This window comes from Streptomyces sp. NPDC006259 (assembly GCF_042870975.1).
Lineage (GTDB): Bacteria > Actinomycetota > Actinomycetes > Streptomycetales > Streptomycetaceae > Streptomyces.
In genome coordinates this window covers 37,715-59,326 of record NZ_JBIAHY010000012.1, presented here as the reverse complement: position 1 = coordinate 59,326, position 21,612 = coordinate 37,715, and the positions used below count along the sequence as shown (strand labels likewise).

At 68.5% G+C, this 21,612-nt stretch carries 28 protein-coding genes and 3 pseudogenes; 22 read left to right on the top strand and 9 right to left on the bottom strand.

Translation table 11 applies throughout. The features are described from left to right. Positions 1-4: 4 nt before the first annotated feature. From ACFYO5_RS35820 to ACFYO5_RS35780, 9 genes are all read left to right on the top strand, one after another. Complete coding sequence (locus tag ACFYO5_RS35820) at positions 5-259, top strand: hypothetical protein (protein ID WP_388717334.1); 255 nt, start codon at positions 5-7, stop codon at positions 257-259. A gap of 110 nt (positions 260-369) precedes the next feature. After that, the gene (locus ACFYO5_RS35815) at positions 370-612 is read left to right on the top strand and encodes a hypothetical protein (RefSeq protein ID WP_388717331.1); all 243 of its coding nucleotides are present in this window, start codon (positions 370-372) and stop codon (positions 610-612) included. 195 nt (positions 613-807) lie between these two features. Beyond that, positions 808-1,272: an RRQRL motif-containing zinc-binding protein gene (locus ACFYO5_RS35810; protein WP_388717327.1), complete on the top strand. Its 465-nt coding sequence runs from the start codon at positions 808-810 to the stop codon at positions 1,270-1,272. A gap of 117 nt (positions 1,273-1,389) precedes the next feature. Further along, the gene (locus tag ACFYO5_RS35805) at positions 1,390-1,899 is read left to right on the top strand and encodes a hypothetical protein (protein ID WP_388717324.1); all 510 of its coding nucleotides are present in this window, start codon (positions 1,390-1,392) and stop codon (positions 1,897-1,899) included. Then, on the top strand, positions 1,896-2,246 hold the full coding sequence (locus ACFYO5_RS35800) for a hypothetical protein (RefSeq protein ID WP_388717318.1): 351 nt from the start codon (positions 1,896-1,898) through the stop codon (positions 2,244-2,246). The genes ACFYO5_RS35805 and ACFYO5_RS35800 overlap by 4 nt, the downstream gene beginning before the upstream one ends. Next, positions 2,243-3,226, top strand: a complete 984-nt coding sequence (locus ACFYO5_RS35795; RefSeq protein WP_388717315.1) for an AAA family ATPase — start codon at positions 2,243-2,245, stop codon at positions 3,224-3,226. Before ACFYO5_RS35800 ends, ACFYO5_RS35795 begins: the two co-directional genes overlap by 4 nt. Before the next feature lie 108 nt (positions 3,227-3,334). Continuing rightward, positions 3,335-3,637: a hypothetical protein gene (locus ACFYO5_RS35790; RefSeq protein ID WP_388717312.1), complete on the top strand. Its 303-nt coding sequence runs from the start codon at positions 3,335-3,337 to the stop codon at positions 3,635-3,637. Positions 3,638-3,727: 90 nt separating this feature from the next. Next, positions 3,728-4,135: a diguanylate cyclase domain-containing protein gene (locus ACFYO5_RS35785; RefSeq protein ID WP_388717309.1), complete on the top strand. Its 408-nt coding sequence runs from the start codon at positions 3,728-3,730 to the stop codon at positions 4,133-4,135. Positions 4,136-4,204: 69 nt separating this feature from the next. Continuing rightward, positions 4,205-4,834, top strand: coding sequence for a class I SAM-dependent methyltransferase (locus tag ACFYO5_RS35780; protein ID WP_283975017.1), 630 nt, complete (start codon positions 4,205-4,207; stop codon positions 4,832-4,834). Between the two features lie 58 nt (positions 4,835-4,892). Here the strand turns inward: ACFYO5_RS35780 and ACFYO5_RS35775 are convergent, their stop codons facing one another. Further along, entirely contained in the window at positions 4,893-7,367 is a 2,475-nt protein-coding gene (locus ACFYO5_RS35775) for a tyrosine-type recombinase/integrase (protein WP_388717305.1), read from the bottom strand. A gap of 14 nt (positions 7,368-7,381) precedes the next feature. Next, positions 7,382-8,662: a tyrosine-type recombinase/integrase gene (locus tag ACFYO5_RS35770; protein WP_388717302.1), complete on the bottom strand. Its 1,281-nt coding sequence runs from the start codon at positions 8,660-8,662 to the stop codon at positions 7,382-7,384. Between the two features lie 69 nt (positions 8,663-8,731). On the opposite strand from ACFYO5_RS35770, the gene ACFYO5_RS35765 reads away from it, so the two are divergent. The 10 genes from ACFYO5_RS35765 to ACFYO5_RS35720 all read left to right on the top strand — a co-directional run bounded on the left by ACFYO5_RS35765 (position 8,732) and on the right by ACFYO5_RS35720 (position 13,471). Next, positions 8,732-9,040, top strand: coding sequence for a hypothetical protein (locus ACFYO5_RS35765; RefSeq protein ID WP_388717299.1), 309 nt, complete (start codon positions 8,732-8,734; stop codon positions 9,038-9,040). Then, positions 9,037-9,480, top strand: coding sequence for a hypothetical protein (locus ACFYO5_RS35760; protein WP_388717296.1), 444 nt, complete (start codon positions 9,037-9,039; stop codon positions 9,478-9,480). The genes ACFYO5_RS35765 and ACFYO5_RS35760 overlap by 4 nt, the downstream gene beginning before the upstream one ends. Then, positions 9,477-9,776 (top strand): hypothetical protein, encoded by a 300-nt coding sequence (locus ACFYO5_RS35755; protein ID WP_388717293.1) that lies wholly within the window; start codon positions 9,477-9,479, stop codon positions 9,774-9,776. Before ACFYO5_RS35760 ends, ACFYO5_RS35755 begins: the two co-directional genes overlap by 4 nt. Positions 9,777-9,796: 20 nt before the next feature. Further along, positions 9,797-9,976, top strand: coding sequence for a hypothetical protein (locus tag ACFYO5_RS35750; protein WP_388717290.1), 180 nt, complete (start codon positions 9,797-9,799; stop codon positions 9,974-9,976). A 12-nt stretch (positions 9,977-9,988) separates the two neighbouring features. Continuing rightward, positions 9,989-10,858, top strand: a complete 870-nt coding sequence (locus tag ACFYO5_RS35745; protein WP_388717288.1) for a histone-like nucleoid-structuring protein Lsr2 — start codon at positions 9,989-9,991, stop codon at positions 10,856-10,858. Next, a complete protein-coding gene (locus ACFYO5_RS35740; RefSeq protein WP_388717285.1) occupies positions 10,858-11,601 on the top strand; it encodes a hypothetical protein in 744 nt (247 codons plus the stop codon). The genes ACFYO5_RS35745 and ACFYO5_RS35740 overlap by 1 nt, the downstream gene beginning before the upstream one ends. A 32-nt stretch (positions 11,602-11,633) precedes the next feature. Then, complete coding sequence (locus tag ACFYO5_RS35735; protein WP_388717282.1) at positions 11,634-11,834, top strand: hypothetical protein; 201 nt, start codon at positions 11,634-11,636, stop codon at positions 11,832-11,834. Beyond that, positions 11,831-12,265, top strand: a complete 435-nt coding sequence (locus ACFYO5_RS35730) for an NUDIX domain-containing protein (RefSeq protein ID WP_388717279.1) — start codon at positions 11,831-11,833, stop codon at positions 12,263-12,265. The genes ACFYO5_RS35735 and ACFYO5_RS35730 overlap by 4 nt, the downstream gene beginning before the upstream one ends. 98 nt (positions 12,266-12,363) lie before the next feature. Beyond that, positions 12,364-12,810, top strand: a complete 447-nt coding sequence (locus tag ACFYO5_RS35725; RefSeq protein WP_388717277.1) for a hypothetical protein — start codon at positions 12,364-12,366, stop codon at positions 12,808-12,810. 439 nt (positions 12,811-13,249) lie between these two features. Continuing rightward, complete coding sequence (locus ACFYO5_RS35720; RefSeq protein WP_388717274.1) at positions 13,250-13,471, top strand: hypothetical protein; 222 nt, start codon at positions 13,250-13,252, stop codon at positions 13,469-13,471. Positions 13,472-13,583: 112 nt separating this feature from the next. On the opposite strand, the gene ACFYO5_RS35715 is transcribed toward ACFYO5_RS35720, so the two are convergent. The 4 genes from ACFYO5_RS35715 to ACFYO5_RS35700 all read right to left on the bottom strand — a co-directional run bounded on the left by ACFYO5_RS35715 (position 13,584) and on the right by ACFYO5_RS35700 (position 17,160). Then, a complete protein-coding gene (locus ACFYO5_RS35715; RefSeq protein WP_388717271.1) occupies positions 13,584-14,048 on the bottom strand; it encodes a DUF2199 domain-containing protein in 465 nt (154 codons plus the stop codon). 141 nt (positions 14,049-14,189) lie between these two features. Continuing rightward, positions 14,190-14,339 carry a hypothetical protein gene (locus ACFYO5_RS35710; protein WP_388717268.1) on the bottom strand — a complete coding sequence of 50 codons (150 nt, stop codon included), beginning with the start codon at positions 14,337-14,339 and terminating at the stop codon, positions 14,190-14,192. Between the two features lie 930 nt (positions 14,340-15,269). Beyond that, positions 15,270-15,512, bottom strand: a complete 243-nt coding sequence (locus ACFYO5_RS35705) for a hypothetical protein (protein ID WP_388717267.1) — start codon at positions 15,510-15,512, stop codon at positions 15,270-15,272. A gap of 1,390 nt (positions 15,513-16,902) precedes the next feature. Further along, the gene (locus ACFYO5_RS35700; RefSeq protein ID WP_388717264.1) at positions 16,903-17,160 is read right to left on the bottom strand and encodes a hypothetical protein; all 258 of its coding nucleotides are present in this window, start codon (positions 17,158-17,160) and stop codon (positions 16,903-16,905) included. A gap of 175 nt (positions 17,161-17,335) precedes the next feature. On the opposite strand from ACFYO5_RS35700, the pseudogene ACFYO5_RS35695 reads away from it, so the two are divergent. Next, positions 17,336-17,484: pseudogene (locus tag ACFYO5_RS35695) on the top strand (ATP-binding protein); the annotation flags it as partial. A 229-nt stretch (positions 17,485-17,713) separates the two neighbouring features. Here ACFYO5_RS35695 and ACFYO5_RS35690 read toward each other — a convergent pair. The 3 genes and pseudogenes from ACFYO5_RS35690 to ACFYO5_RS35680 all read right to left on the bottom strand — a co-directional run. Beyond that, positions 17,714-17,988 (bottom strand): annotated as a pseudogene (locus ACFYO5_RS35690) (transposase family protein); the annotation flags it as partial. Between the two features lie 130 nt (positions 17,989-18,118). Continuing rightward, on the bottom strand, positions 18,119-18,376 hold the full coding sequence (locus ACFYO5_RS35685; RefSeq protein WP_388717261.1) for a DUF6221 family protein: 258 nt from the start codon (positions 18,374-18,376) through the stop codon (positions 18,119-18,121). 34 nt (positions 18,377-18,410) lie between these two features. After that, positions 18,411-18,649: pseudogene (locus ACFYO5_RS35680) on the bottom strand (IS5/IS1182 family transposase); the annotation flags it as partial. A 229-nt stretch (positions 18,650-18,878) separates the two neighbouring features. Between ACFYO5_RS35680 and ACFYO5_RS35675 the strand changes: the two are divergent. After that, positions 18,879-20,144, top strand: a complete 1,266-nt coding sequence (locus ACFYO5_RS35675; protein WP_388717258.1) for a ParA family protein — start codon at positions 18,879-18,881, stop codon at positions 20,142-20,144. Continuing rightward, entirely contained in the window at positions 20,141-21,334 is a 1,194-nt protein-coding gene (locus ACFYO5_RS35670) for a ParB/RepB/Spo0J family partition protein (protein ID WP_388717255.1), read from the top strand. Before ACFYO5_RS35675 ends, ACFYO5_RS35670 begins: the two co-directional genes overlap by 4 nt. The last annotated feature ends 278 nt before the right edge of the window (positions 21,335-21,612 follow it).

Sequence of the window (21,612 nt, the reverse complement as noted above, 5' to 3'; positions counted from 1 at the left end):
CCTGATGAAGCCGCAGATGGAGGAGACCGAGTTTTGGGCCGGCACCTTCCACGGGAGCCACGACGGCCTCCCCGCCAAGGTCACCGCGACCCGCGACGACACCCGCCCCAAGCCGTACATCTGGACGTGCACGTGCGGCGCGTCCCGCTCCTTCCCCACCGAGCACGACCTGTTCCCCACCGCCTGGCGGCACACCCACCCGACCCGCTTCGACCCGCTGCGGTCGTGGGTCGCCCGCTGCTTCCGCACCGCCCGCTGACCTGACGCTCAGCCTGACCCTCGCCCGCCCCGCCCCCGGGGTCGGCGAGGACCGGACAGGCCGCCCGGCCGAACGCACCACCCCACCCCGAGCGAGAAGGAGACCCCGTTTTGGCTGCGAAAGCCCCGGCCGTCATAGGAGTGCTCACCGAGCCCCCGGCGCCGACCTGGTGGAAGGTCAATCGCCACAAGGTCTTCGGCGTCACCGGACTGCTGATCGGCTACCTGCTCGGCACCCACCTGCACGGCGCCCCGGCGCAGCAGCCGGAGACGCCCCGGCCGGGCCACACCACGCCCGCGCCAGCGGCGCCCGGTGAGCACTCCATGCACACGGCCCACGGCCTCGCCGCATAACCCAGCCGCACCACCACTGCACCCCGCCGACACCAGCACGACGTCGGCGGGGTGCAGCGCTGTTCACCGACGACTGGAGGAACTGCTCGTGCTCATTCCCCACCCGCGCCGCCGGATTGGCCGGCCTCGCCCGCAGCGTCCCGGCCCCCGCTACCCGCACCGCCCCGGCCGGCTGCCCGGCGCCTGGAGCAGGTGATGCCGCGCCCGAGGAAGAAGCGCCGCCGCCGTGAGGTGGCCCGGGTGCCGCGCAGTGACGCGGCGCTGCCCGAGTACGACCGCAGCACGGTGCCCGAGGGCTTGGTCACCAGGCGGCAGTTACGGGAGATGGGGCTGAGCCCCGGCGGCAACGAGGGACCGGTCGCGATCCTGCGTTGCAGGCTGTGCGCGACCCGCCCGCAGTGGTCCTGCCGTCACCCCACCCGTGGCTACCTGCTCCGCGTCGACCTGGCGGTGCCCAAGCGGGTGCCGACGCTCGCTCAGGAGTGGGCCCTCGATCAGGCGATGGCAGCTCGGCAGACCTGTGGCCAGTGCGGGAGGCGGTTCTACATCTGCCTCTCGAAGAAACTCGGCTGCTGCCTGGAGGGCTTCGACGGCACGCCCGTCGACCCCAGCAGCCTCATGACCCTCCCGGCCCCGGCCGTTCACCGGCTGGCCGCGTGAGCCAGCCCCGTCCCGACCGTCCAGGCCGGGACGGGGCCCGCACAACCGGGCGGCCGCAGCACCGGCAAAGGCCGGCCGCCCGCTCCTTCACCCCTTCGAGCTCAGGAGAGATCCAGCATGCAGCATCGTCCCGCCGTCTTCGCCGCCCTTCTCGGACTCACCCGCGCCGGGAGCGCGATCGGCGACTTCTGGGTGCAGTCGGACTTCTGCGCCCGCGTGAAGGGCGCCTCCGACGACCACCCGGTCACCTACGTCGACCCGGCCACCGAGGAGAAGACGACCCACGGCACGGCCGACGGCCGTAAGGCGTGCCTGAAGCACTGCCTGACCTACACGGTCACGCAGGCGATCGTCGCCGGGGTCGGCGCCCGCGCGCTCGGCATCAAGGTCCACCCGGCCGCCGCCGCGGCCGCGCTCGCCATCTCCTTTGGCACCCACTACGCCGCGGACCGCCGCGTCCCGGGCAAGGGCCTGCTGGAGAAGATCGCCACCAAGACCGGCAAGGGCGGCTTCTACAAGCTCGCCGACTTCGGCATGAACGGCGCCTTCCACCTCGACTCCGCCTGGCACCACGGCTGGGAGACCGTCGCGGCCGTGGTCGCCACCACCAAGGCCACCACCCGGTGACTGGCCGCCCCCGTACCCGCCTTGACCGGGTGCGGGCCTCGGTCGGCATCGCCCAGCTTGCCCTCCAGCAGATCGAGGACGACCTGAGCGCCGACGACGTCGACGCCCCCGAGCTCGCCGCGATCCTGCGCGAGTTCCAGGAGGACGTCGACGTCCCCGGCGGCATCATCCCGATGCTCGCGCAGCTGGTCACCACCGCCGCCCGCCGGGCGGAGCAGATCGAGCCCGACCGCGACGGTGACGCCTCCTGCCCCCTGCACGAGGCCGCCGCCCTGCTCACCGACAACGCCGGGCAGCGCCTGAACTGGGCTGCCCGCTCCCTCGACCCGCAAGGAGACGACGCATGACCTCGGTGCTGTACCCGGACCTGCCCGAGAACGGGCTGATCGTGCTGATCGGTGCCTCCGGCGCGGGCAAGTCCACGCTGGCCTGCACCTGGCCGGCCTCCCAGGTCCTCTCCCTCGACGCCCTGCGCGGCACGGTCAGCGACGACCCCGGCGACCAGAGCGCGACCGGCGACGCCGCCGACGTCCTCAAGCTGATCCTGGAACGCCGGATGGCCCGCAAGCTCAACACGGTCATCGACGCGACCAACGTCGAACAGTCCGTGCGGGTTGAGCTGGTGATGGCCGCCAAGCGGCACGGCATGCCGACCGTCGCGGTCGTCGTCGCCACGCCGCTGCCGGTGTGCCTGGAGCGGCAGGGCCCGCGGCCGGACAACCGGCGCGTGCCCGAGGACATCGTCCGTTCCCAGCACCAGGCCATGGTCCACTCCCACCAGCGGCTCACCGCCGAAGGCTTCAACACGGTTGTCTTCGCCAACGCCCTGTACCGCCTGGAGCCGTTCCTGGAGCGGCTCTCACAGGTGAGGGAGGCCGAACTCGGGCGCGACGGCAGCGACGGCCTAGGCGACCTGTCGCTGGCCCGCCGCTTCTTCGGCCCGGAGATCCTGCCGTTGTGGCAGTGGCGGCCGGGCTCGGACCTGGTGACCGGCCGGGACCGCGTCGCGGAGATCCGCCTCGGGCAGCAGTACCTCACCCTGGCGCTGCGCGAAGACGTCGATGGCGAGGGCGACTTCGGCTTCGACGTCCTGTTGCCCTGCCCCTTTGACCCGGAGTGCTCCGGGCAGGCGTGGGCGCCGGCCTACTCGGTCACCGACCTGCACAAGGCGCTGACCGGCCACATGGACAGCGACCCGGACATCGTCTGCACCGTCCACGGCGGCCTTGACGACGTCGACCAGGAGGCCGACGACCACGACCTCCAGGGCGACGACCCCGAGGGCCGCGCCGACCTGGAGGCGCAGTACGCGGACGCGGTCGCGTGATCCGCGCGGTGTGACGGGCGCTCCGTGCCGCCCCGGCCTCCAGCACGACGGAGGCCGGGGCGGTCGCGGTGGTCCCTCACCACCGAGCACAGAGAGGAGCTGGACGTCATGTACCTGCGGATCTATGAGGTCGACGTCCCGATACACGACACCACTGACCCGGCCCGGCGCGGCGTGCACGTCTTCACCGGCGTCGCCGACTCCCCCGCCGCGGCTCTGCGTCGCGCGCATGAGGTGTACGACGCCGCGCTCGCCGCGCACACGGCCGGACTCGAGATCCCCGGCAAACAGCCGGACAGCTGGGGAGCGCGCGGGCTTCGGCCCGGCTGGCAGATGGAGTGGCCCGCCGCGAAGGCCGGCCTCTGGCACAACCCCGTCAGCTGGACGACCCGCAGCGACTTCGCGCTGTAGCTCCGCCCCGGGACAGCCGCTCTGCTTGGCGGCTTCGTCGGCTGCCCCGGGCCCATCCATCCCGCACGAGACGAGACGGAGAACCCAAGTATGTCGCCTCTCCTGCGCGTTCAGGGCCGGATCGGCCAGCGCACCCTCTTACTGACGACCGCCGCCGTGCCGTTGACCGGCTGGGCAGTCCACGCGGTCGCACTGCACAAGCAGCTCGCCGCCACCCGACGCGACCCGCTGACCGGCCTGCTGCGCCGCGACTCCTACACCGCCCGCGCCCGCCGGCTCCTGGCCCGCCGCGACGACCTGGCCGTGGTGATGATCGACCAGGACCACTTCAAGGCCGTGAACGACGACTTCGGGCACCCGGCCGGGGACGCCGTCCTGGCCGCGACCGCCGCCCGGCTCACCGCGTGGGCGGGCCCACGCGCCGCCGTCGGCCGCCTCGGAGGCGATGAGTTCTTCTCTGAACTAACGAGAGCGTCCCGTGATCAGGTGACGGGATGATCAGTCCTTAGGGAACCGGTGTGGGGCCGGAGAATGGCTGCGAACGGCGCGGGTGTTAATTTCCTTCCCGTGTTAGGACACCAGGACGAGACGAGGGCGGCCTACGACGGGGTCGTCGATCTGTACGCGTCGATGTTCGCCAATGGGCTGGAGACGCACCCGTTCGCGCGGAACATGATCGGCACTTTCGCCGAGCTCGTGCGTGGCACGGGGAACCTGCGGGTAGCCGACGTCGGGTGCGGCCCCGGTCATGTGACGGCGATGCTGCATGACTTGGGGCTGGACGCCTTCGGGCTCGACCTCTCCCCAGCCATGGTCGCCCACGCCCGGCGGGCCCATCCGGCGCTGCGGTTCGACGAAGCGCGGATGGAGGCCCTGCCGGTCGAGGACGGTGCGCTGGGCGGAGTGCTGTCCCACTACTCGATGATCCATACCCCACCTGGAGAATTGCCCGCGCTGCTCGCCGAGCAGGTGCGTGCCTTGGCGCCAGGGGGCCTGCTCTTGGTGTCCTTCTTCGGGACCGAGGGACCGGAGCCGGTTCGCTTCGACCACAAGGTGACGCCCGCCTATAGCTGGCCGGCGGAGCAGTTTGCCGAGTTGCTGGCCGGGGCCGGTCTCGTCACATTTGCTCGGTTGCTCCACGACCCAGCTTCCGAGCGGGGTTTCCTCGACACCCATTTGCTGGCCCGCCGCCCGTAGAGCGAGGGTCGTGGCCTGCGCCGGGGTGGTGTAGATCATTCGCGTGGATGAGGCGCGGCTAACTTGAAGGTCCTCTTGCCGTACTGATTCGTGTCGCGATCTGGCTGAAGCTGGGCATGCCCAGATCGATCACTTGGCGTTGACGGGCTTGCTCTGCATCGAGCTGGATGAGCTTCTCCTCTGCGCTGGCGAGGCTGACTTGGAGTCCTTCGATCTCACCGAGCCATCCCTCCTGTTCTGCTTCGGTGATTCGGGCGATCAGGTTGTCGCGGATCTCGACGAGGCGGTGTCTCTGAGCCGGATCCGGTCGGAGCATGGAGCATCGAATACACGCGTGTTCGTGGATGCAGGGAGTTCCGAATGCGCGAGCGCAGATTCCGATGGACAGTTTGCGTCGCTCGAAGTGTCCGAGGAAGGCATCCCATTCCTCGTTGGTGGGGGTTCGGTACTCCTCGCTGGGCCGAAGTGCTCGGCGCCGGGCGATGAACGCGCGATGGGCTTCGATAGCCTCGCCGGGGTAGATGGCGTTGTATCCCATGGTCGTGTTGATGCTGGTGTGCCCGGCGATGACCTGCGCGATGTGCGGGGGAAGGCCGCTGCGGATGGCGTCGGTGATGAAGATCCGCCTAAAGTCATGAGGCGAGAAGTCCAAAGGCTGTCCGGCTGAGTCAGTCAGATTCGTGGAGGCCAGCACCTCTTGGAGTGCTTCACGCAGGAGCTTCGGGGAGAGGCGGGAGCTCTCGCCACTGCGGCACCACTGGAAAAGCAGTGGCATCTGCGGATTCCAGGTCTTCTCGGCCATGTCATAGCTGGAGACGTAGGGGACGGCACCGGTGCGCGGGTCGCGGATGCGGGCGATGATCGCACTGAGCACATCGGCGAGCTCCGGGCTGACCAGGATGACCCGCTCCTCATCGGTTTTGGAGGGCGCGATCTGCAGGAGGGGGACAATCTCGCCGGTCGTGGGCAGTCTGTACTGGATCAGGCTGTGATGGCTGGCCTCCAGCATTTCCTCGATGCGGACACCAGTGTGCTGTAGAAACTCGACCATCGCCCAGGCCCAGAACGCGCGGCTCTCCGCGAGGGCCAAGTCGACGCGCCGGCCGATGGCGATGTTCACCGCCCAGGTCGTTCCGTCCTTCGCTGCCCGCCTGAAGGTGTCGCCCGCGAAAGCGAACTGACCGCCTGGCGGGGTGCCCATCAGAGCCTGTAGCCGGGCTTTGGCCTCGTTCAAGCATGATGAAGCCGCTCTGGCGACGGCAGGGAGAGCCGGAAGTCGTTCCCTCGTCCGGTGATCCATCCGAGCTTTGCGCCGCTTGTTGTCTTTCACGACAGCGACATCCGCGTCCTTGATCGGACTCGGCACCGCCCAAGGCCCCCAGCGCGCCGGCTCGTCGATGGCCCACTGGGCGATGTCGAGATAGAACGCCCGGACGGAGAGCATGATGCTGGCAACGTTGACGCGTCCGGTCACTACTTCACGCACGTTGCCGTCTGGCTGGCGGCGCCGTTCGATGCGGGTCCGGCATCTCTGCTTCCAGGCCGCGCTCACCTCGGGCACCAGGTGGAGAGAGTCGATCCCCGGATGATGTTGTTCCAGATCACCCCAGAAGTTGCTGGCCAGGTGCCGGGACAAATTGTTCAGGGACGTGTAGTCGAGACCCGGCTGCCGCTCTTTGAGATAGTCCACCAAGAGATCTCGGACAGGGCGGCAGCGGACACCGAACCGGTCGACGAGCTGCTCCATCGACACCTGCCCACTGGTGTTGGCCAGGTAGCGCAAGGAACTGGGGGCTTCTGCAGGCAGGGTGCCCAACTCGCGCAGCCAGGCGTAGAAGAGGGTGTTGCCGCGCGCTTTGGCGTTCGCGGCTTTGTTCGCCGCTTTGAGTGCGGCGAGATACTCCACGGCGTCGCCGACGGTGATGTCCGCCAAGGTGCCGCCCTTGGCGGCCACGATCTTGACCAGGGAGTGCAGGGCATCGCGCCCAACCTTGGAGGACCACGTGGCAGATTCGATCATCGCTTCAAGCTGAGCGAATCCTTCCGGGTCACGGGCAGGGATCAGCCCGATCCGCAGGCTCGTCATGTTGGCCGAGGTTCGTGACAGCAGCCAGGGGAGGGCGGGCCTGACAACGTCGGCGCAGATCAGACTCAGCAGCCCTCCCGACAGTGCCTGCCGTTGCGAGGGACCAGCAGCCGTTCCGATCCAGCCGGGTGCCAACCGGGCCCAGTCGTTGCCAGGACGCGTGCTCGCGGGACTGGTATTCCAGCGCTGCTGCCATGTGGCCCCCGGGAAGGTCTCCAGCCACTGCAAGGTCTGGCGAGCTCCGCGGATCCTGGCTCGGTGCTGCTTCACGTCCCCCGGCCGCAGAGGAGGTTGCTCCAGACGAGCCAGGATGTCGGCTCGCGCGCATGCTGTGGCCGCCCAGTGATCCTCCGCAGGTCTGGGCGGAAAGCGCAAAGCGACGGCTTTCAATGCCTCCCCGGCCAGGCTCAGGGATGCGGGAGGTGCGACATGCGTCGCGATGGACACGGTCTCCGTAGGTGTCACCAGGCAGTCCCGAAGAGGTTGTTGAGGGATTCAGGGTTGTAGCCGGCTGCCGGAGGCGCGGGAGTCCGCTCGGCGGACTTGGCCCGTCGGGCATGGTGTGCCCGAACGTGTTCGATCACCTCGTCCCGGTCGGCCGGAAGATAGAGCTGTGTCGTCGACAGGTGTGCATGGCCGAGCACCCACTGCACGTCGGTCAGCGGCATCTTCGGATCCCTCGCCAGCCGATAGGCGGCGGTGTGTCGAAGATCGTGGAGAGTCCAGTTCGTACCGAGCAAACTGTTGGCTCGGTTGAACATCGCACGGGCCGCCGGATAGTTCAGGGGGCGCCACGGGCGGCGCAACGTCCACCACAATCCCTCGTTCTGTCCGCGCGGCACCCCAGCCCGCCAGGCGCTCTCCTGATAGAGCCGTAGCCAGACGAAAGCGTCTGCTGAGCAGGGGAGTTGTTGATAGGCCCGGCTCCCCTTGCGGACCACCCCCAGGATTTGTTGGCCGGGCAGCGCGTCGCGTTGCCGGCTGGTGAGCAGTTCCTCAGCGCGAGCACCGTTGGAAACCCAGAACGCCAGCAGAGCTCGATCACGGTCGTGCTTCAGCGCGGCGAACAGCGCGTTGAACATCGCGTCGGGGATCCGCCGAGGTGCTCGCTTGGGGATGGCCGGCCGGTAGCGGCCCTGCCGTTCGTGGCGAAACCGCTCGTCAGGGTTGTGGTGAGCATGTGCCCTGCCATGGTGCCGGGAGCGATCCAGTGGAAACGGGTTCAGGATCGGCCCGGTTCCCTCGGAGAGGTGGAAGTCGTAGAAGGCCCGCAGGACGGTCTCGCAGTGCGCTCGCGTTGTCGGCGCGTATCTCAGCCCTGGTGACGACTTTCCCGTGATCGGATTGGGGGCTCCGGGAAGCAGCTGCTCCGGTACTGGCTTTGGTGCTGTCTCTGTCTTGATGTCCCGTCGGTGGCGCCAGTGCAGCGGTGCGGGCTTGTTCGCGATCTTCATCCAGCGGGCGAAGTCCCGAGCGTCCGACCGGTCTGCACGGTCCCAAGCGACACCCCAGCCCCACAGGAAGCGCCACCAACGCAGCAGATCCATTCCGTACGACCGGATCGTGGCTGCTGACTTGTCACAAGCCAGCAGCTCCGCGAAAAAGGCAGCCACGGGTTCGATCTCGACCCCGTCCGCGTCCAGGAGGACAAAGGGCCTCCACCGATCTCCCGTCTCCGCCAACTGTCCGGCCTCGGGCAGCACGAAGCTCGCTAACTCCCTCTCGGGATCACGTTCAAGCATCCAGGGAAGCTAGCAGAAAGGCCGTCTGAGCTGCGAAAATGATCGAGTTAGTTCAGTCAACGGTTCGCCGTGGTCCTGGAGCTGCCCGCCGCGCGCCTGGAGCGGCGCCTCGCGCAGCTGGTCCGCATGCTGCACAGCCCGGTCGTCCTCGAGGACGGCCGCACCGCCGACGTGGCCGCCTCGGTCGGCGCCGCGACCCCGCACGCGGTCGGCTCCCGCGACCTGACCGTGCTGCAGCGGGCCGCCGACGCGGCCCTGTACGACGGCAAGCACTCGGGCCGCGCGGTCGTCGCCTCGCCCGCGCACACCACGGTGCCGTCCATCAACGGCCGCCGCGCTGGGCGCCCGGGAACGACCGTTTGGGGGCGGGCAGCATGAGCACCGCGACCCTCCCGCAGGGTGACTGGATCCGCGGCATCAGCGTCCAGCAGCCGCACGCCACGTGCATCCAGACCGGCGTTAAGGGCATCGAAAATCGTCCCAAGCCCTGGGCTTGGCGCGGCTGGATGCTCCTGCATGCGAGCCAGCGGATCGACCGTCCTGCCCTGCGCGTCCCGCTGATCGCCCGCACGATTCGCGGCCGGGAGCTGACCACCGGAGCCGTGATCGGCATCGCGCGCCTGGTCGACTGCCACCAGGACCCCGAGGGCTTTGAGCCCTGCACGCCGTGGGCGCAGGCCGGCACCTGGCACCTGGTCCTTCAGGACGTCCAGGAGCTGCCGTTGCCGGTCCCCGCCGCCGGGCAGCTCGGGCCTTGGAAGCCGGCCGAGGACCTGCTGGAGTGCGTGTTCCAGCAGCTGCCCGACTTCCGGCCGTGACCCGCCCGGGACGCACGAAGAAGGAGAAGCCGCCGTTCGAGCCGGGCCTGATCCCGGCTCCCGGTGAGCTTCTCGTCTGGCGCGATGGCCAGCACTTCGACCGCTGGCAGGACCTCCCCTGCGAGCTGTGCGACAAGCCCACGCCCATGCGCTCCCACTCCGGTGAGCCCGTGCATAAGGCATGCGCGGAGGGCTGGATCTCCGCCAATCCCGTTGAGGCCCGCCTCGGGCGGTTCGCCTCCGACCTCACGCCGAAGCCCAAGTCCAAGGACAAGGGGCAAGGCGACCACGCCTGACCTCCACCTGGAGGACCTCCATGAGCAGCACCGACCGCGACGTCGACCACGCCCTCGCCTACCCCGAGCCGCCGGCCTCCCCGCTCTGGCATCGCCACGGCGCGAAGGCCCGGCCGCTGACCGATGCCCAGCGGAAGCGCAACCGCGAGCTGCTGGACATCGCCCAGCGCACCACCCGACCCCGCACCAGGGCCGCGTAGGAGGGCCAGTCGATGTTCATCGACATGCAAGAAACCCTCGAAGCCGAGGCCCTCGAACTCACCCCGCTCGGCAGCGACCAGCACAGCGCCGCCGCCCTGGTGGTAGCCCACCACGCTCGCGACAAGGACGACCTCGCCGACCTGCTGGGCGCGCTCGGACTGCCCTGCGGCGAGGACGACCTCGTGACCCTGCTCCCGCACCTGACCACCCCCGCCGACTCCCCAACCGGAGACACGATGACCGCCGAAACCGTCAACGCCGTCAACGCCTTCACCGCCACAGCCGCATCCATGCTGAAGAACGGCGACAGCCTCGAGCACGTCCGCGACACCCTCGGACTGTCGGAGGGCGAACTCGCCGAAGCCCTCCAGCACGCCGGACTGCCCGCCCCCGACGCGGACACGGAGGACAGCACCGGCACCCCGGAGACGGCCACCGCAGCGCCCGACAGCACGATGGAGGCCGACGGGATCGAGGCCCTGCTCGCGTGGGCGGAGAACCACACCGCCGCCAGCATCCGCAACCGAGCCGCTCGCGTCCGCGCCGACCTCACCGAGCTGACCGAGCGCCGCGCCACCGACGCCGCCCAGCGCGAGGCAGAGGAGCGCGTGGCCAAGGCCAAGGCCGAACTTGAGGCCGCGCAGGCGCAGCTGCGCGAGGTGAAGGCCGGCGGCCGTCCCGCCACGGCGGCACAGGACGTCACGCCCCTTGCTCCCGCCCCAGCCGCGACCGGCAAGCGCAGCAAGGAGGAGCTGGCGGCGATCCGGACGTGGGCGCGCGCCAACGGCTACCAGGTCGCCGACAAGGGCAACCCGGCCAAGGCCGTCCTGGACGCCTACGACGCCGCCCACCGCACCAACGCTCTGGCGGTGGCGGGCTGATGGACGCCATACCGCTCGCGCTGGACGGCTATCTGGCCGCCGAACCTGAGCCCGGCGAACGTGAAGGCACCGCCTGCTGGCGGCTGACCTGCTCCGCCGGGACCGACCACCTGGTGGAAGAAGCGGTCATCCCCTGCACCACCATGGAGCCGGAGATCGCGCACGCCATGCTCACCGAGCGGCAGCCCGGCGACCTGCTGCGCGTCATCGGCCACCTCACCCTCCCGGACACTGCCGACGGCGTCATCCGGCTGCACGCCGAAAGCCTCGAAGTGCTCTGGGCAGCCCCGCTGCTGGACTCGGATGGGGACGACGCAGACACCGCGACCGCGACGGACGCGGACCGCAACAGTGCGATCGCGGCTCTCGCCGAAGCCCTCACCGGCTTCGGACAGGCCGCCCCCGGCCCCGGGCAGAGCATCCGCATCCACATCAGCCCGACCGGGGCCCTCGGTTCGGGCCTGGAGCATTGCCACAGCTTCGACATCACCCCGGACATGGCCCACAGGCTCGCCGACTACGTCGACGCCATGAGCTGCTACCTGGACAGCGAACGCCCCGACGGCGTCGTCCTGGACCCGGAGACCATCGCGGACCTGACCGACCTGTTCGAGGACATCGACCTGATCGGCCTCACCAGCGCGGTCCTCAACGCCACCCGGCCCGAGCACCGGCCCGCCGTCACCCGCGCGATGGACGACATGTTCGGTGACGTCCCCGCCCCCGAGGACACCGACCCGTGACCACCCGCCACGCCTCAAGGGAGGCGACCTTGATGCCCACCCAGCCCCAGCGCACGGTCCTGGAGCGGTTCCCCGCCGGAAGCCCCCGCGGCTCCTGGCCGGCGGAGGAATACGCCGCCGCTCAGCGCGCCCGAGGCACCGACGCCCAGGTCGTGATGGACCTGCCCAGCGACCAGTTCCTTGTCGTCACCGACACCACCACCCAGGAGCCCGCCCCAGAGAGGTGCACATGACCGAGACCGAGACCGAGACGTTCGAGACGATCCGCTACACCGCCGACGTCATCGCCCTGACGCCCGCCGGAGACGTCCTGCTGATCCAGCGTGGCTGGCCGCCGCACGAGGGCGCCTGGGCGCTCCCCGGCGGCCACGTCGACCCCGGAGAGACCAGCCTCGCGGCCGCCGCCCGGGAGCTGGTTGAGGAAACCGGCGTCACCGTCACCGCCGACGACCTGCGCCAGATCGGAGTCTGGGACGCCCCCGACCGCGACCCGCGCGGCCGGTACATCACCGTCGCCTACGTGGCCACCGTCCCCGCCGACACCCCGATCATCGCCGGGGACGACGCCCGCACGGCCCGCTGGTGGCCCCTGAATGCCCTGCCGGAACGACTGGCGTTCGACCACGCCACCATCCTCAGCGCGGCCGTGGCATCGACCCCCTGAGCACCACACCAACCCCACCAGAGCGCCGTTCCTGCCCCTTCCGGCCAGGTGCGGCGCTCTGGCGTTCCCGCCCCATCACCAGCGACCTGGAGGCCCTCGTGCGCCCGACCCACCCGATCCGTCTGATCTCGTTCGGCTACCTGCACCTGCCCACCGGCCCGGACGGCTCCCCCGTCCCGCCCGCCGCCGACCGGATCGAAGACGTCCGCGACCGGCTCCGCGACCCCGCCGCCGCTCGCGACATCCTCGATCTCGACGGCCTCGACCCCCGCGTCCAGGGCGTCGTCCTCGCAACCCCCGGCGCCCGCGAGTTACTCGTCAACCTCGCCGACTATGCAGACCTGCCCGCCGGCCCCAGCTGCATCGCCATCGGTTGCGCGGGCGGCAGGCACAGGGCCAGCGGTCTTACCGAACTCCTTGGCCGAGAACTCCGCGACCGCGGCCGTGAGGTCGTAGTCGAGCACCTGCACGTCCATCTGCCGCGCGTCCTCAAGACGCCCGCCGGCCCCCGCACCGCCAACACCGAGCAGGAGACCGCCCGATGATCCGTCTCTTCCGCCGCTGTGGCCACGGCCCCGGCGCCCTCACATCCGAGGACCAGGCCGCCGTCGACCAGTTCCGCGCGCTGCTCGCCGGCCTGCGCGACCCGGAGCCCTGGACTCCAGGCCAGTGCCACGACCTCGCCGTCCGGGTCGGCCCGTTCGTAGAGCGTGCCCACCCGCGCCCGGGTGACGACCAGGGACCCGACATCCTCGCCGTTGCCCTGAAACACCCCGGCGGCTCGTACACGCCCCACGGCGAGCACTACCGGAGGCTGGGCTGGCTGCGCTGCGAAAGGACCACGATCCTCGGTGCGTGGAAGCCGGACTACGAGCCGTTCACCCACGCCGCAGCGGGTCTGGACCTCCCCGACGACGTCGGCATGGCCCCGGCGAACTATGGCGTCCACGTCGAAGCGCGCCGCAGCGACGGCACCGGCTACACGTGCTCCGCCTCGGTCCCTACTTCCAGACCTGGCTCGCCGGCCACGACGCCGACCGCCTCAACACCGAACTGGCGGGCAAGGCGGCCACCGTCATCCCCGGCTTCACGATCACCGCGAAGGCCGCGCCGTTCGACGTCAACGACCACGCAAGCTACGACGGCCCGTACGCGACCGACGCCACCGCGCTCCTTGCGGCCGCCATGGCAGAGGTGAGCGCATGACCACGGACCTACACGAGATAGAGACCAGCGAGGCAGGCGATGGCACGACCGTCTCCGGCGAGGGTGTTGAGGACGCGGCCGGCCGTCAACGGCACTCGTGCGTCCCCCGTCACTACTGCCTCCTGCCGCGGGAGGGGTGCAGCACTGCCGCGGCGATCTCCCGTACGCGGTTCTGGGTGATCCCCGTCCGCTGTTCAACGGCGAGAGGGTGGTCGGTAGGTTCGAGTTCGATGAAGGGGCGCTGGCCGATCGGGCGGGTGTGGACGTTGGTCTTGAGGTTGAGGGTCGTGGGCGAGTAGACCGGCAGGTCGGTTGTGAGCCAGCCGAAGTACGGCTTCTCGGACTCCCGGCCTGGCATGTCCCACAGGTCCGCCGCACGGGAGAAGTTCTCACGGCTGAGAGACACCCAGGCCCCCCAGGAGAACACCTCGTCCCTACCGATCACCGGTATCTCGATCAGGCCTTTGACGAAGTAGTGCTGCGCCTGGATCACGCACTGGTCTGACGAGAGCAGGCAGTCGTCGGCGTCAGCGAAGGCCGGATCCCAGACAGCTGGGGCTTCGGCCGTGTAGTTCATGGGCAGCTCAGGGTGGTGCGCGCCGCAGCACGAGCAGGCGAATCCGAGATCACTGGTCTTGACGGGGAGCCTAGTGATCGGCTTCGGTGCACCCGGCCGGCCCCCGCCTGTTGGCCCGCCTGGCTGCGCAGCGCCTAGACTTCAGGCGGGCCAGCTCATGATGGCCAGGCGCGCCGGTGCCCAGGCGCATGCGAACTCGGCCGGCGTATTCTCGGCTGCGGAGTCGGTCTCCTGCCAGCCGTCCAGGCTGCCCTCGGCGAGGATGCCGTACTTGCGCTGGTAGACGGCCATCGCAGTTCGGTGTCACCGCGGTTGCGGATGTCGAGGACCTCGCTCAAAGCCGCTGCGGTCACCTGGTGTGACGCCGATTCGTCCAGGCGCGTTGAACGTGCTGTGTCTTCCCTGCCTCGATGGGTCGGGGAGCGAGGAGATGTTCGCCTTGAGTGACGCAGCTTTAGATGAAGAGGGAGGCGTCCTCCCGTTTACGGTCGTCGAGCACCGGCTGCGCGGACCTGGGGTCGGTGGCAAGTGGTTGATCAGCGCTTGCCATTCACCGCGGCCGAGGTTCCAGTCCTCAAGGACCGAAGGGCGGTTTGATAGTCGATGGGGTCGGTCTCGGCGGCCAGCTGGTCGGCGAGGTCATGCAGTGCCTTCTCAGACGCTGCCGGGCTGCCGGGCCTTGTAGAGCGCGTGAGATGCGGTGCGCGTCGTTGGTTGGGGGTGAACTGCATTCCCAGGTGACTGAAGTGCTCCTCGAACTAGCGGGTCTTCGCCAACGGTGAGCCGTCCGCCCGCGCGGCGCCTACAACGGTCACTCGGGCGGACCGAAACGCCTGTGCGGCGCACTGGCGGCCTTTCATGGGGCTCAAGGTCCGATCACATCAACTCGTGTGAGTTCGGCCCTGGAAGGGGCCATTCTGTGAGTCGTTTTTGCGCGCAATGCCCGTTAGGTGAGATTTGCCCTACAGGGATGATCGGCTCATCTGCTCCGTATCCCACGCGGAGCCCTACACCTCCTCGGCGCATCGGAACTGAAAGGGCGCCGGAGATTCAAAGCGCGAGAGTGGTCCTGCCGGAGTGCGGGTGATTACGACGTAATCACCCGAGGTCCGGATGGCGCGGGCCCGAGGCGTGAAGCGCGAACTCAAGATGCTCCCGTACCGGCCGGAGATCATCGACGGCTGCCTGGCGGGCACGGGGCTGTCCCTGTCGGCGTGAGCGTCAGAAGAAGCCGAAGAAGCGAGCCCACCAAGTGGGCCGCTCAACATGCGAGGGCAGTAGGCTCGGCCCGTCGTAGTCGCTCTCCAGTAGTTCATCGGCAACCACTACATAGCTGAGCTCGACCAACGCCCGGTTGACCTTGGCAAGGCCAGCGCCGTCCAGCTCTCCCTCGGTCTTCTCCGCTCCGAGGAAGGCGCCCGGGTTGTCCGCGCAGACCAGCGCTAGTGGCCCAAACTTGCTCACACAGACGACGATCCAGGCTCCGCATACGGTCGCGTCAGCCGGCACGACGACGCGTCCGTACTCGCTGGAGCCCGAGGTTTCCTGCTCATCACGCAGAGAGGTGCGAAGTCGCCTTCGAGTCGGGTCAGCAGACCACCCAAGCGGGCTGCGGTCTCGCCGCGGTCGTAGTGCTGCGGCCACTCCAGCCACCCCGGATCATCAAGCCCATGTAGCAGCGCCAGCAGATCCGCTTCGCACTCGGTCATACGCCCATCTTGCGGAGCCAGCCACAGGTGGAGCGGCTCAGGGTGCCAGACTCCGCGCCCCCGACATCCCCCATTCAAGCTCGGTAGACGTTCATGATCCGCGCAAGATTGGAATGCTGCTCCGTCGAGACCAAGGCGTTGTGGAGTTCCATTCGGTGGTCCCAGAGACGGCGAGGCGTTCGCGGCTTGCATCACAACTCGCCGAACGGTTACAGGCCTTCACCTGTAACGGCAAAGAGCCCGCCAACATCACCACCCTGGGGATACGCATCGACCGGCCGGGTTGCCGATTCTGACGAGGCCGACTGATCACTCTCGTTGCTGGACCAGCCGAGGCCTTCTGGCCAGGCGATAGGCAGCGGCGAACGCTGCGGCTGAACGCCGTGCCAAAGTTGGGACCACACGCCGCCGTGCCCTCATGACGCCCGTCGCCCGCTGGCTTCTGGAGCACCGGGCCGACCTCGACGATCACGACGATGTCACCTTGCTGGACCAGATCGAGGCGCGCGGCACTCCCCCACTGTGAGACGCCGACAGTTCATCAGTCTCGCCATCTACCTGAAGGCTCTCGGGCGTGGACTGCAGAAAGGCAGCACGTCAGAAGCGAGCGAGGACGCTCAAGCCGCTTACGGAGCCGAAGTCGCAATCGTCTCCGTTGACGCAGTTGGACGCACACCAGCCCGCTGGAATGCCCGCCAGTTGGCCCACCCTCCGCCGGCTGGCGGGCTAATGCATCGACCTCCTTGTCGGTCCTCGGATACTTGCGACGACCGTGGGGGCGCGCGTGCTTGCAGGGGTGATTACGGCGTAATCACCAAGACGCTGAAGCGATGCGAATGACCAGAGGTGAACCCGATGCCGCCTGCGCCGTAGGGCGGGGCCCTGCTCTGCCGCGTGCCCTCGTTCCGGCAGGGGCGCGCGTGAGCTTCTATCGCCCTTCCCGGTGCGATGCCCCTGAACTGAACACCCCTTGCCGCCTGGGCACCCCGTCACCTGCCGCCACAACATGCCCACGCCGCACGGGCCGGCGCGAAGCCCTTCGCTTGTCCAACCGGCAGGCGTGCCATGGCCGACACCCCAGGCTGCGCGGCTGTGAACAGTGTCAACCCGTGGCTGGCCTTCCACCGACCAGCGTGCTCGACTGCTCAAAGGGTGACAGTCGTGTCAGTCATCGACTGCCCAGTGCGGGTCGAAGGCGGGGTGGCGGCCCCCTGTCGCGCGATGCCGGTCAAGGTGTCGCAGGAACACTCGCGGGCAACCTCGTTCTGCCACTCCGTCGCCCGACCCCTCACCGCCAAGTCACCGACCACGCGGTCGATGTCCTCGGGCGTCACGTCCCACGCGGGCCGCCCCAGCGCAGCCAGGGTTCGCTCCAGCCGACCGACGTCGTTGTCGATGGTCACCGGGCTGAACCCGCGGACCCGCCACGAGGCGACGAACGCATCGACGCCCGCGGCCTGGAATTGCCACGGGTCCGTCGCCAGCGGCTCCTGCGGGACGGCCCCGCCCGCGATGACGGGAACGGGAAACGGGCCAGGTGACAGGGGCCCCTTGTGAGGGAACAAGTGCCAGCCAGATGAATGGGGCCAGGTCTTCCGCGACGAAGTCCTCGCCACCGCCGCCCTCGACCGCCTCCTGCACCACTGCGAAGCCGTCGCCATCAACGGTCCCAGCTACCGGCTGAAGAACACCTAAAAGCCATCGAGCGTGAGACGGAAGTCGCCTGATCCGGGACCTCAATCCTGGCCCAGCTCCTCGCCCGGCGGGATGAAGGCGTCGGCGCTGTCGGCATCGTCAACATGCCCGTGAGCGTCCATCGTGATGGCCGTTGCCCGGCCCTGCGAGGTGATCAGCCACGCGAGTACCTGTTCCGTGAGCGGGGTGTTCCCCGGGCCCTCACCTTTCCAGTGGGCTCGCCACCCGCCACCCGGAACCGCGGCTACGACCTGGTCAGCCTTGGTAGTTCTTTGACTGCTCGGCGATGGCCTGGTCCCGGTCGGCACTAGGCTGCCGTCCACGATGAGCACAGGGTCCCTGGCGAACCGCTTGCGGAGCTGGCGCGCGAGCATCGGCCCGGGGCGGTCGATAATCCGGTCCGCCGCCGACTTCGACACTCCGAACAGCGGGGCGACCTGTCGCATCGACAGATTGGTGCGCCGGTAGGCGGCGACCAGCAGCGTCCGGTCCTCCAGCGGAAGGCTCCACGGCCGGCCCCTACGGACCGCGTCCGCCCTCACCCACACGTGCCGACGAGCGCCTGAGACGGCGCCGCCTTGGCGCGGTCGGTCGAGCGACTGCGCGGCGGCCGAGCTGCTGCCAGGCCGACGTCATCAGCGACACCTAGGGCCTGTCCCCGAAAGGTTATGGGCGCCATTCGTACTGGTAGGCGGGGTGTTCGGCGTATGACTGGCCAAGGACTCGCAGGGCGTATCCAAGGCCTACCGAGCGGGAGTCCGAGGGATCCATGGCCTTGTATTCGTTCGCCAGTTGCTCGATCAGGTCGAGCATGGGGAGGTGGCTGTCGAGAAGGGCCGCGCCGCCCAAGGTGCCAGCCACGTAGGCGTAAGCGTGATTGTCGTCATTGATTCGTGCGATGAGGAACTGCACAAGATCGTCCATCTGGCCCATCTTCGCGGGCGAGGTGCTTGAGCGGTCACGCGGCTGTCCAGATGAGGATGGCGGCGAGGTGGAGTGCGGCCTGGTAGGCGCTGGCGAGTTTGTCCGTTCGCATGGCCAGGCCGCGCCACTGCTTGAGTCGGTTGATGCACCGTTCGACGGCGTTGCGCTGCTTGTAGCCTCGGCGTTGAAGGCGGGTGGGCGGCCTCCGTCGTGGCCTCACCGCAACCGGTGGCCGACCTGGTCGGATGGCTGGGGGATGACAGCGCGGATTCCGAGTTCAACCTGCTCCTTCCAGGCCTACCGCCGCAGCGGGAGCCCGCGCCTGGAGGCTGTGACCCCCTAACTGGCAGGGAAGGGCGACTGGTAGCTCGGGGATGGGACGGCCGACCGTAGCCGTGATTACGACGTAATCACTCCTGTCGGACGCGCACTTCTGCATCAACCTGGTTTAACTAACGTGTCAATGCTGTGTTTGATCAAGGACGTTAGTATGGTGTCCTCCATGAGTTCGCCAGCCACCTCCAGCGACCGCGAGAAGGTCGTCTCCAAACTGCCGGGATGGCTCCGGCAGAACCTGAAAGTCAGAGCCGCTCAGCACGGCATCGAGATCCAGACCGCCGTCGAACAGGGCATCAGCGACTGGTGCACCCTGGCTTCCACGCCCGCCACCGTCGATACCGCCGGCGCCGACTCCTTCTCCACCTTCCTGCCCCCGGGCCAGTGGGAAGAGTTTCGGCAGATCGCCGCCGACCGGCGCGTGTCCCTCATCCAGGGTCTCGCCCAGTCCGTGCAGTTGTGGCTCGACACCAACCCGGCGCCGGATATCGAGCGGCCTACGGTCACCCGCCGCATCGTCGTCTGCAACCAGAAGGGCGGAGTCGGCAAGACCGCCATCACCGCCGGCCTGGGCGAGGCGCTGGCGGAAGATTCCAACAAGCTGCACCCCGTCCGTGTGGCCAAAGCCCTCACCAAAGCTCTGCGCGCCAGCGAGACCCACACGGACACTGCGGAGTTGGACGACGATCCCCTCGACATCGAGAACCTCCCCGGTCCCGGACTGCGCGTGCTCCTCGTCGACTTCGACCCCCAATGCCACCTCACCAATCAGCTCGGCGCCACTCCCCTGCCGATGAACGGTGACAGCCTCACCAACCACATGGCCGGCGATCCGAAGGGCGACCTCCGCGACCTCATCGTCTCCGTCGACGAAGACGCCTTCGAGGGCCGCCTGCACCTGCTGCCGGCCTGCAACGACGCCTTCCTGCTCGATGTGCGGCTCTCAGCCGTACGAGCCCGCGAAGCGGCACTCGAGCGTGCACTCGCGCCACTCGAGGCTGATTACGACGTAATCATCGTCGACTGCCCGCCCAGCCTCGGCCTCAGCATGGACGCCGCCGCCTACTACGGCCGCCGCCGCGACGGAGAGAACCCAGGCCAGTCCGGCGCCCTCATCGTCGTCCAGGCCGAAGACAGTTCCGCCGACGCCTACGAACTCCTCACCACCCAGGTCGACGACCTGCGCGGCGACCTCCAGGTCGACATCGACTACCTCGGCATCGTCGTCAACCTGTACGACTCCCGCCGCGGGTACATCGCCACCTCGTCCCTCCAGGGATGGGTCGACATAAAGGATCCGAGGGTCGTGGGTCTCATCGGAGACCTCAAAGAACAGAAGGAGGCCGTCCGCGTGAAGAAGCCGCTGCTGTCGTACGCCCCCAAGTCACAGCAGGCAGTCGGCATGCGCGCCCTGGCAAGGGAGGTCTTGTGAGCAAGGCGGAACAGCTCGGAGCCGGCCGGTTCGGTGGGGGAGCACGGACAGTCAGCGCCCGCCGCCAGGCAGTCGCCGCAGCGACCGGAGTCCCCACCGAGGGCGTAGCGCCTCCCGCCGAACTTCCTGTCGACCGCGTCAGCCTCAACCCCGACAACCCACGCTCCACGCTCGGTGACCTGACCGACCTCGCAGGCAGTCTCAAGACACACGGGCAGAAGGTCGCGATCACGGTCATGAACCGTGACGCCTACCTCAAAGCCAACCCCAGCCAGGAAGCCAACCTCGAGCCGGACACCACCCACGTCGTCGTCGACGGCAGCAGCCGGCTCGCCGCCGCACGTGAAGCTGGCCTTGCCACCATCAAGGTGATGGTCAGCGACGACCAGGGAGGAACCGCAGAAGAACTCCTCGAGTCCGCCCTGGTGGCCAACATCCACCGAAACGATCTCGAAGAACTCGACGAGGCTCGTGCCCTCCAACGCCTCCTGGTCATTCACGGAAGCCAGAGAGCCCTGGCCAAGCGCCTGCACCGCTCTCAGGGATGGGTGTCGCAGCGCCTCTCCCTTCTGAACCTGACCCCTGAACTGCAGGCCCGCATCGGGGAAGAGCCCATCGACCTGCTGAGGGCAGTTGGAAACAAGCCGGCTGACGAACAGGCGACCGCCCTCGCTGAACTCAAGTCGGAGCGAACCCTCAAGGAGAGCAAGGCCCACGCAACCGCCTCCCGGAGCCGACAGACGGCAGAGGACTCTGCCGACGGCGCTGGGCGTGACCCCGCCGGCGATTACGGCGTAATCACCACCGATGCGCAGGTTACGCAGGCCGATGTGGTGCCGGAGACGGTGCGCCTCGGTGATTACGCCGTAATCACCGCCGACTCACAGGCCCCTTCAGCCATGGCAGTGGGCGGGGTCCCTGGGACGTCCGAATCGATTCCCGAACCGCGTGCGGACTCGCCTGCACCGGGCGCTGATGCGAACGCTGCCACCGCAGAGCAGAGAGTCAGGAAGGTCCCGTTTGACCGGCCCGGCGAACTCGCGCTGCTCCTGGACAAGAAGATCGAAAGCGATGACGTCTTCTTTGCTTTGCTTCAGTTCCTGAGCGCCAACGGCATCAAGCGCGATCGCGTTCGGATGGGTGAACTGGCCCGGTCTCTCGCGGTACAAGCCGCAGCTCCAGTCGACTGAAGCCCGCTTGCTGACGGTCCCGCTTCCCCCTGTACAGGACGGTGGCGGGACCATTCCGCATCGATCGGGCCTGCCCCGAGGCCACCTCGAATGCGTGCCGGAATCGTCGATAGGGGTGTCAGGTTGCGGAGGTTGGCGCATCAGGCAGGGACCAACAGCAGCTCGGGTCTCGGTTCACAACCGACCCGGCGACCGGCTTGGATGCAGCGACCCTTGCAACCTGGCACGCAGCCTGAATCTGGGCCAGCCAGTCTGGGCACCGGAAATGGCAGGCTCCT

Bases quoted from the DNA above. Each gene is read 5' to 3' on its own strand.
- ACFYO5_RS35745 (WP_388717288.1), top strand. From the start codon at position 9,989: ATGTTCATCGACATGCAAGAAACCCTCGAAGCCGAGGCCCTCGAACTC.
- ACFYO5_RS35710 (WP_388717268.1), bottom strand. From the start codon at position 14,339: ATGGCCGTCTACCAGCGCAAGTACGGCATCCTCGCCGAGGGCAGCCTG.
- ACFYO5_RS35785 (WP_388717309.1), top strand. From the start codon at position 3,728: ATGTCGCCTCTCCTGCGCGTTCAGGGCCGGATCGGCCAGCGCACCCTC.
- ACFYO5_RS35675 (WP_388717258.1), top strand. From the start codon at position 18,879: ATGAGTTCGCCAGCCACCTCCAGCGACCGCGAGAAGGTCGTCTCCAAA.
- ACFYO5_RS35805 (WP_388717324.1), top strand. From the start codon at position 1,390: ATGCAGCATCGTCCCGCCGTCTTCGCCGCCCTTCTCGGACTCACCCGC.
- ACFYO5_RS35730 (WP_388717279.1), top strand. From the start codon at position 11,831: ATGACCGAGACCGAGACCGAGACGTTCGAGACGATCCGCTACACCGCC.
- ACFYO5_RS35820 (WP_388717334.1), top strand. From the start codon at position 5: ATGAAGCCGCAGATGGAGGAGACCGAGTTTTGGGCCGGCACCTTCCAC.
- ACFYO5_RS35810 (WP_388717327.1), top strand. From the start codon at position 808: ATGCCGCGCCCGAGGAAGAAGCGCCGCCGCCGTGAGGTGGCCCGGGTG.
- ACFYO5_RS35795 (WP_388717315.1), top strand. From the start codon at position 2,243: ATGACCTCGGTGCTGTACCCGGACCTGCCCGAGAACGGGCTGATCGTG.
- ACFYO5_RS35760 (WP_388717296.1), top strand. From the start codon at position 9,037: ATGAGCACCGCGACCCTCCCGCAGGGTGACTGGATCCGCGGCATCAGC.
- ACFYO5_RS35715 (WP_388717271.1), bottom strand. From the start codon at position 14,048: ATGAACTACACGGCCGAAGCCCCAGCTGTCTGGGATCCGGCCTTCGCT.
- ACFYO5_RS35790 (WP_388717312.1), top strand. From the start codon at position 3,335: ATGTACCTGCGGATCTATGAGGTCGACGTCCCGATACACGACACCACT.
- ACFYO5_RS35740 (WP_388717285.1), top strand. From the start codon at position 10,858: ATGGACGCCATACCGCTCGCGCTGGACGGCTATCTGGCCGCCGAACCT.
- ACFYO5_RS35735 (WP_388717282.1), top strand. From the start codon at position 11,634: ATGCCCACCCAGCCCCAGCGCACGGTCCTGGAGCGGTTCCCCGCCGGA.
- ACFYO5_RS35750 (WP_388717290.1), top strand. From the start codon at position 9,797: ATGAGCAGCACCGACCGCGACGTCGACCACGCCCTCGCCTACCCCGAG.
- ACFYO5_RS35685 (WP_388717261.1), bottom strand. From the start codon at position 18,376: ATGGACGATCTTGTGCAGTTCCTCATCGCACGAATCAATGACGACAAT.
- ACFYO5_RS35770 (WP_388717302.1), bottom strand. From the start codon at position 8,662: ATGCTTGAACGTGATCCCGAGAGGGAGTTAGCGAGCTTCGTGCTGCCC.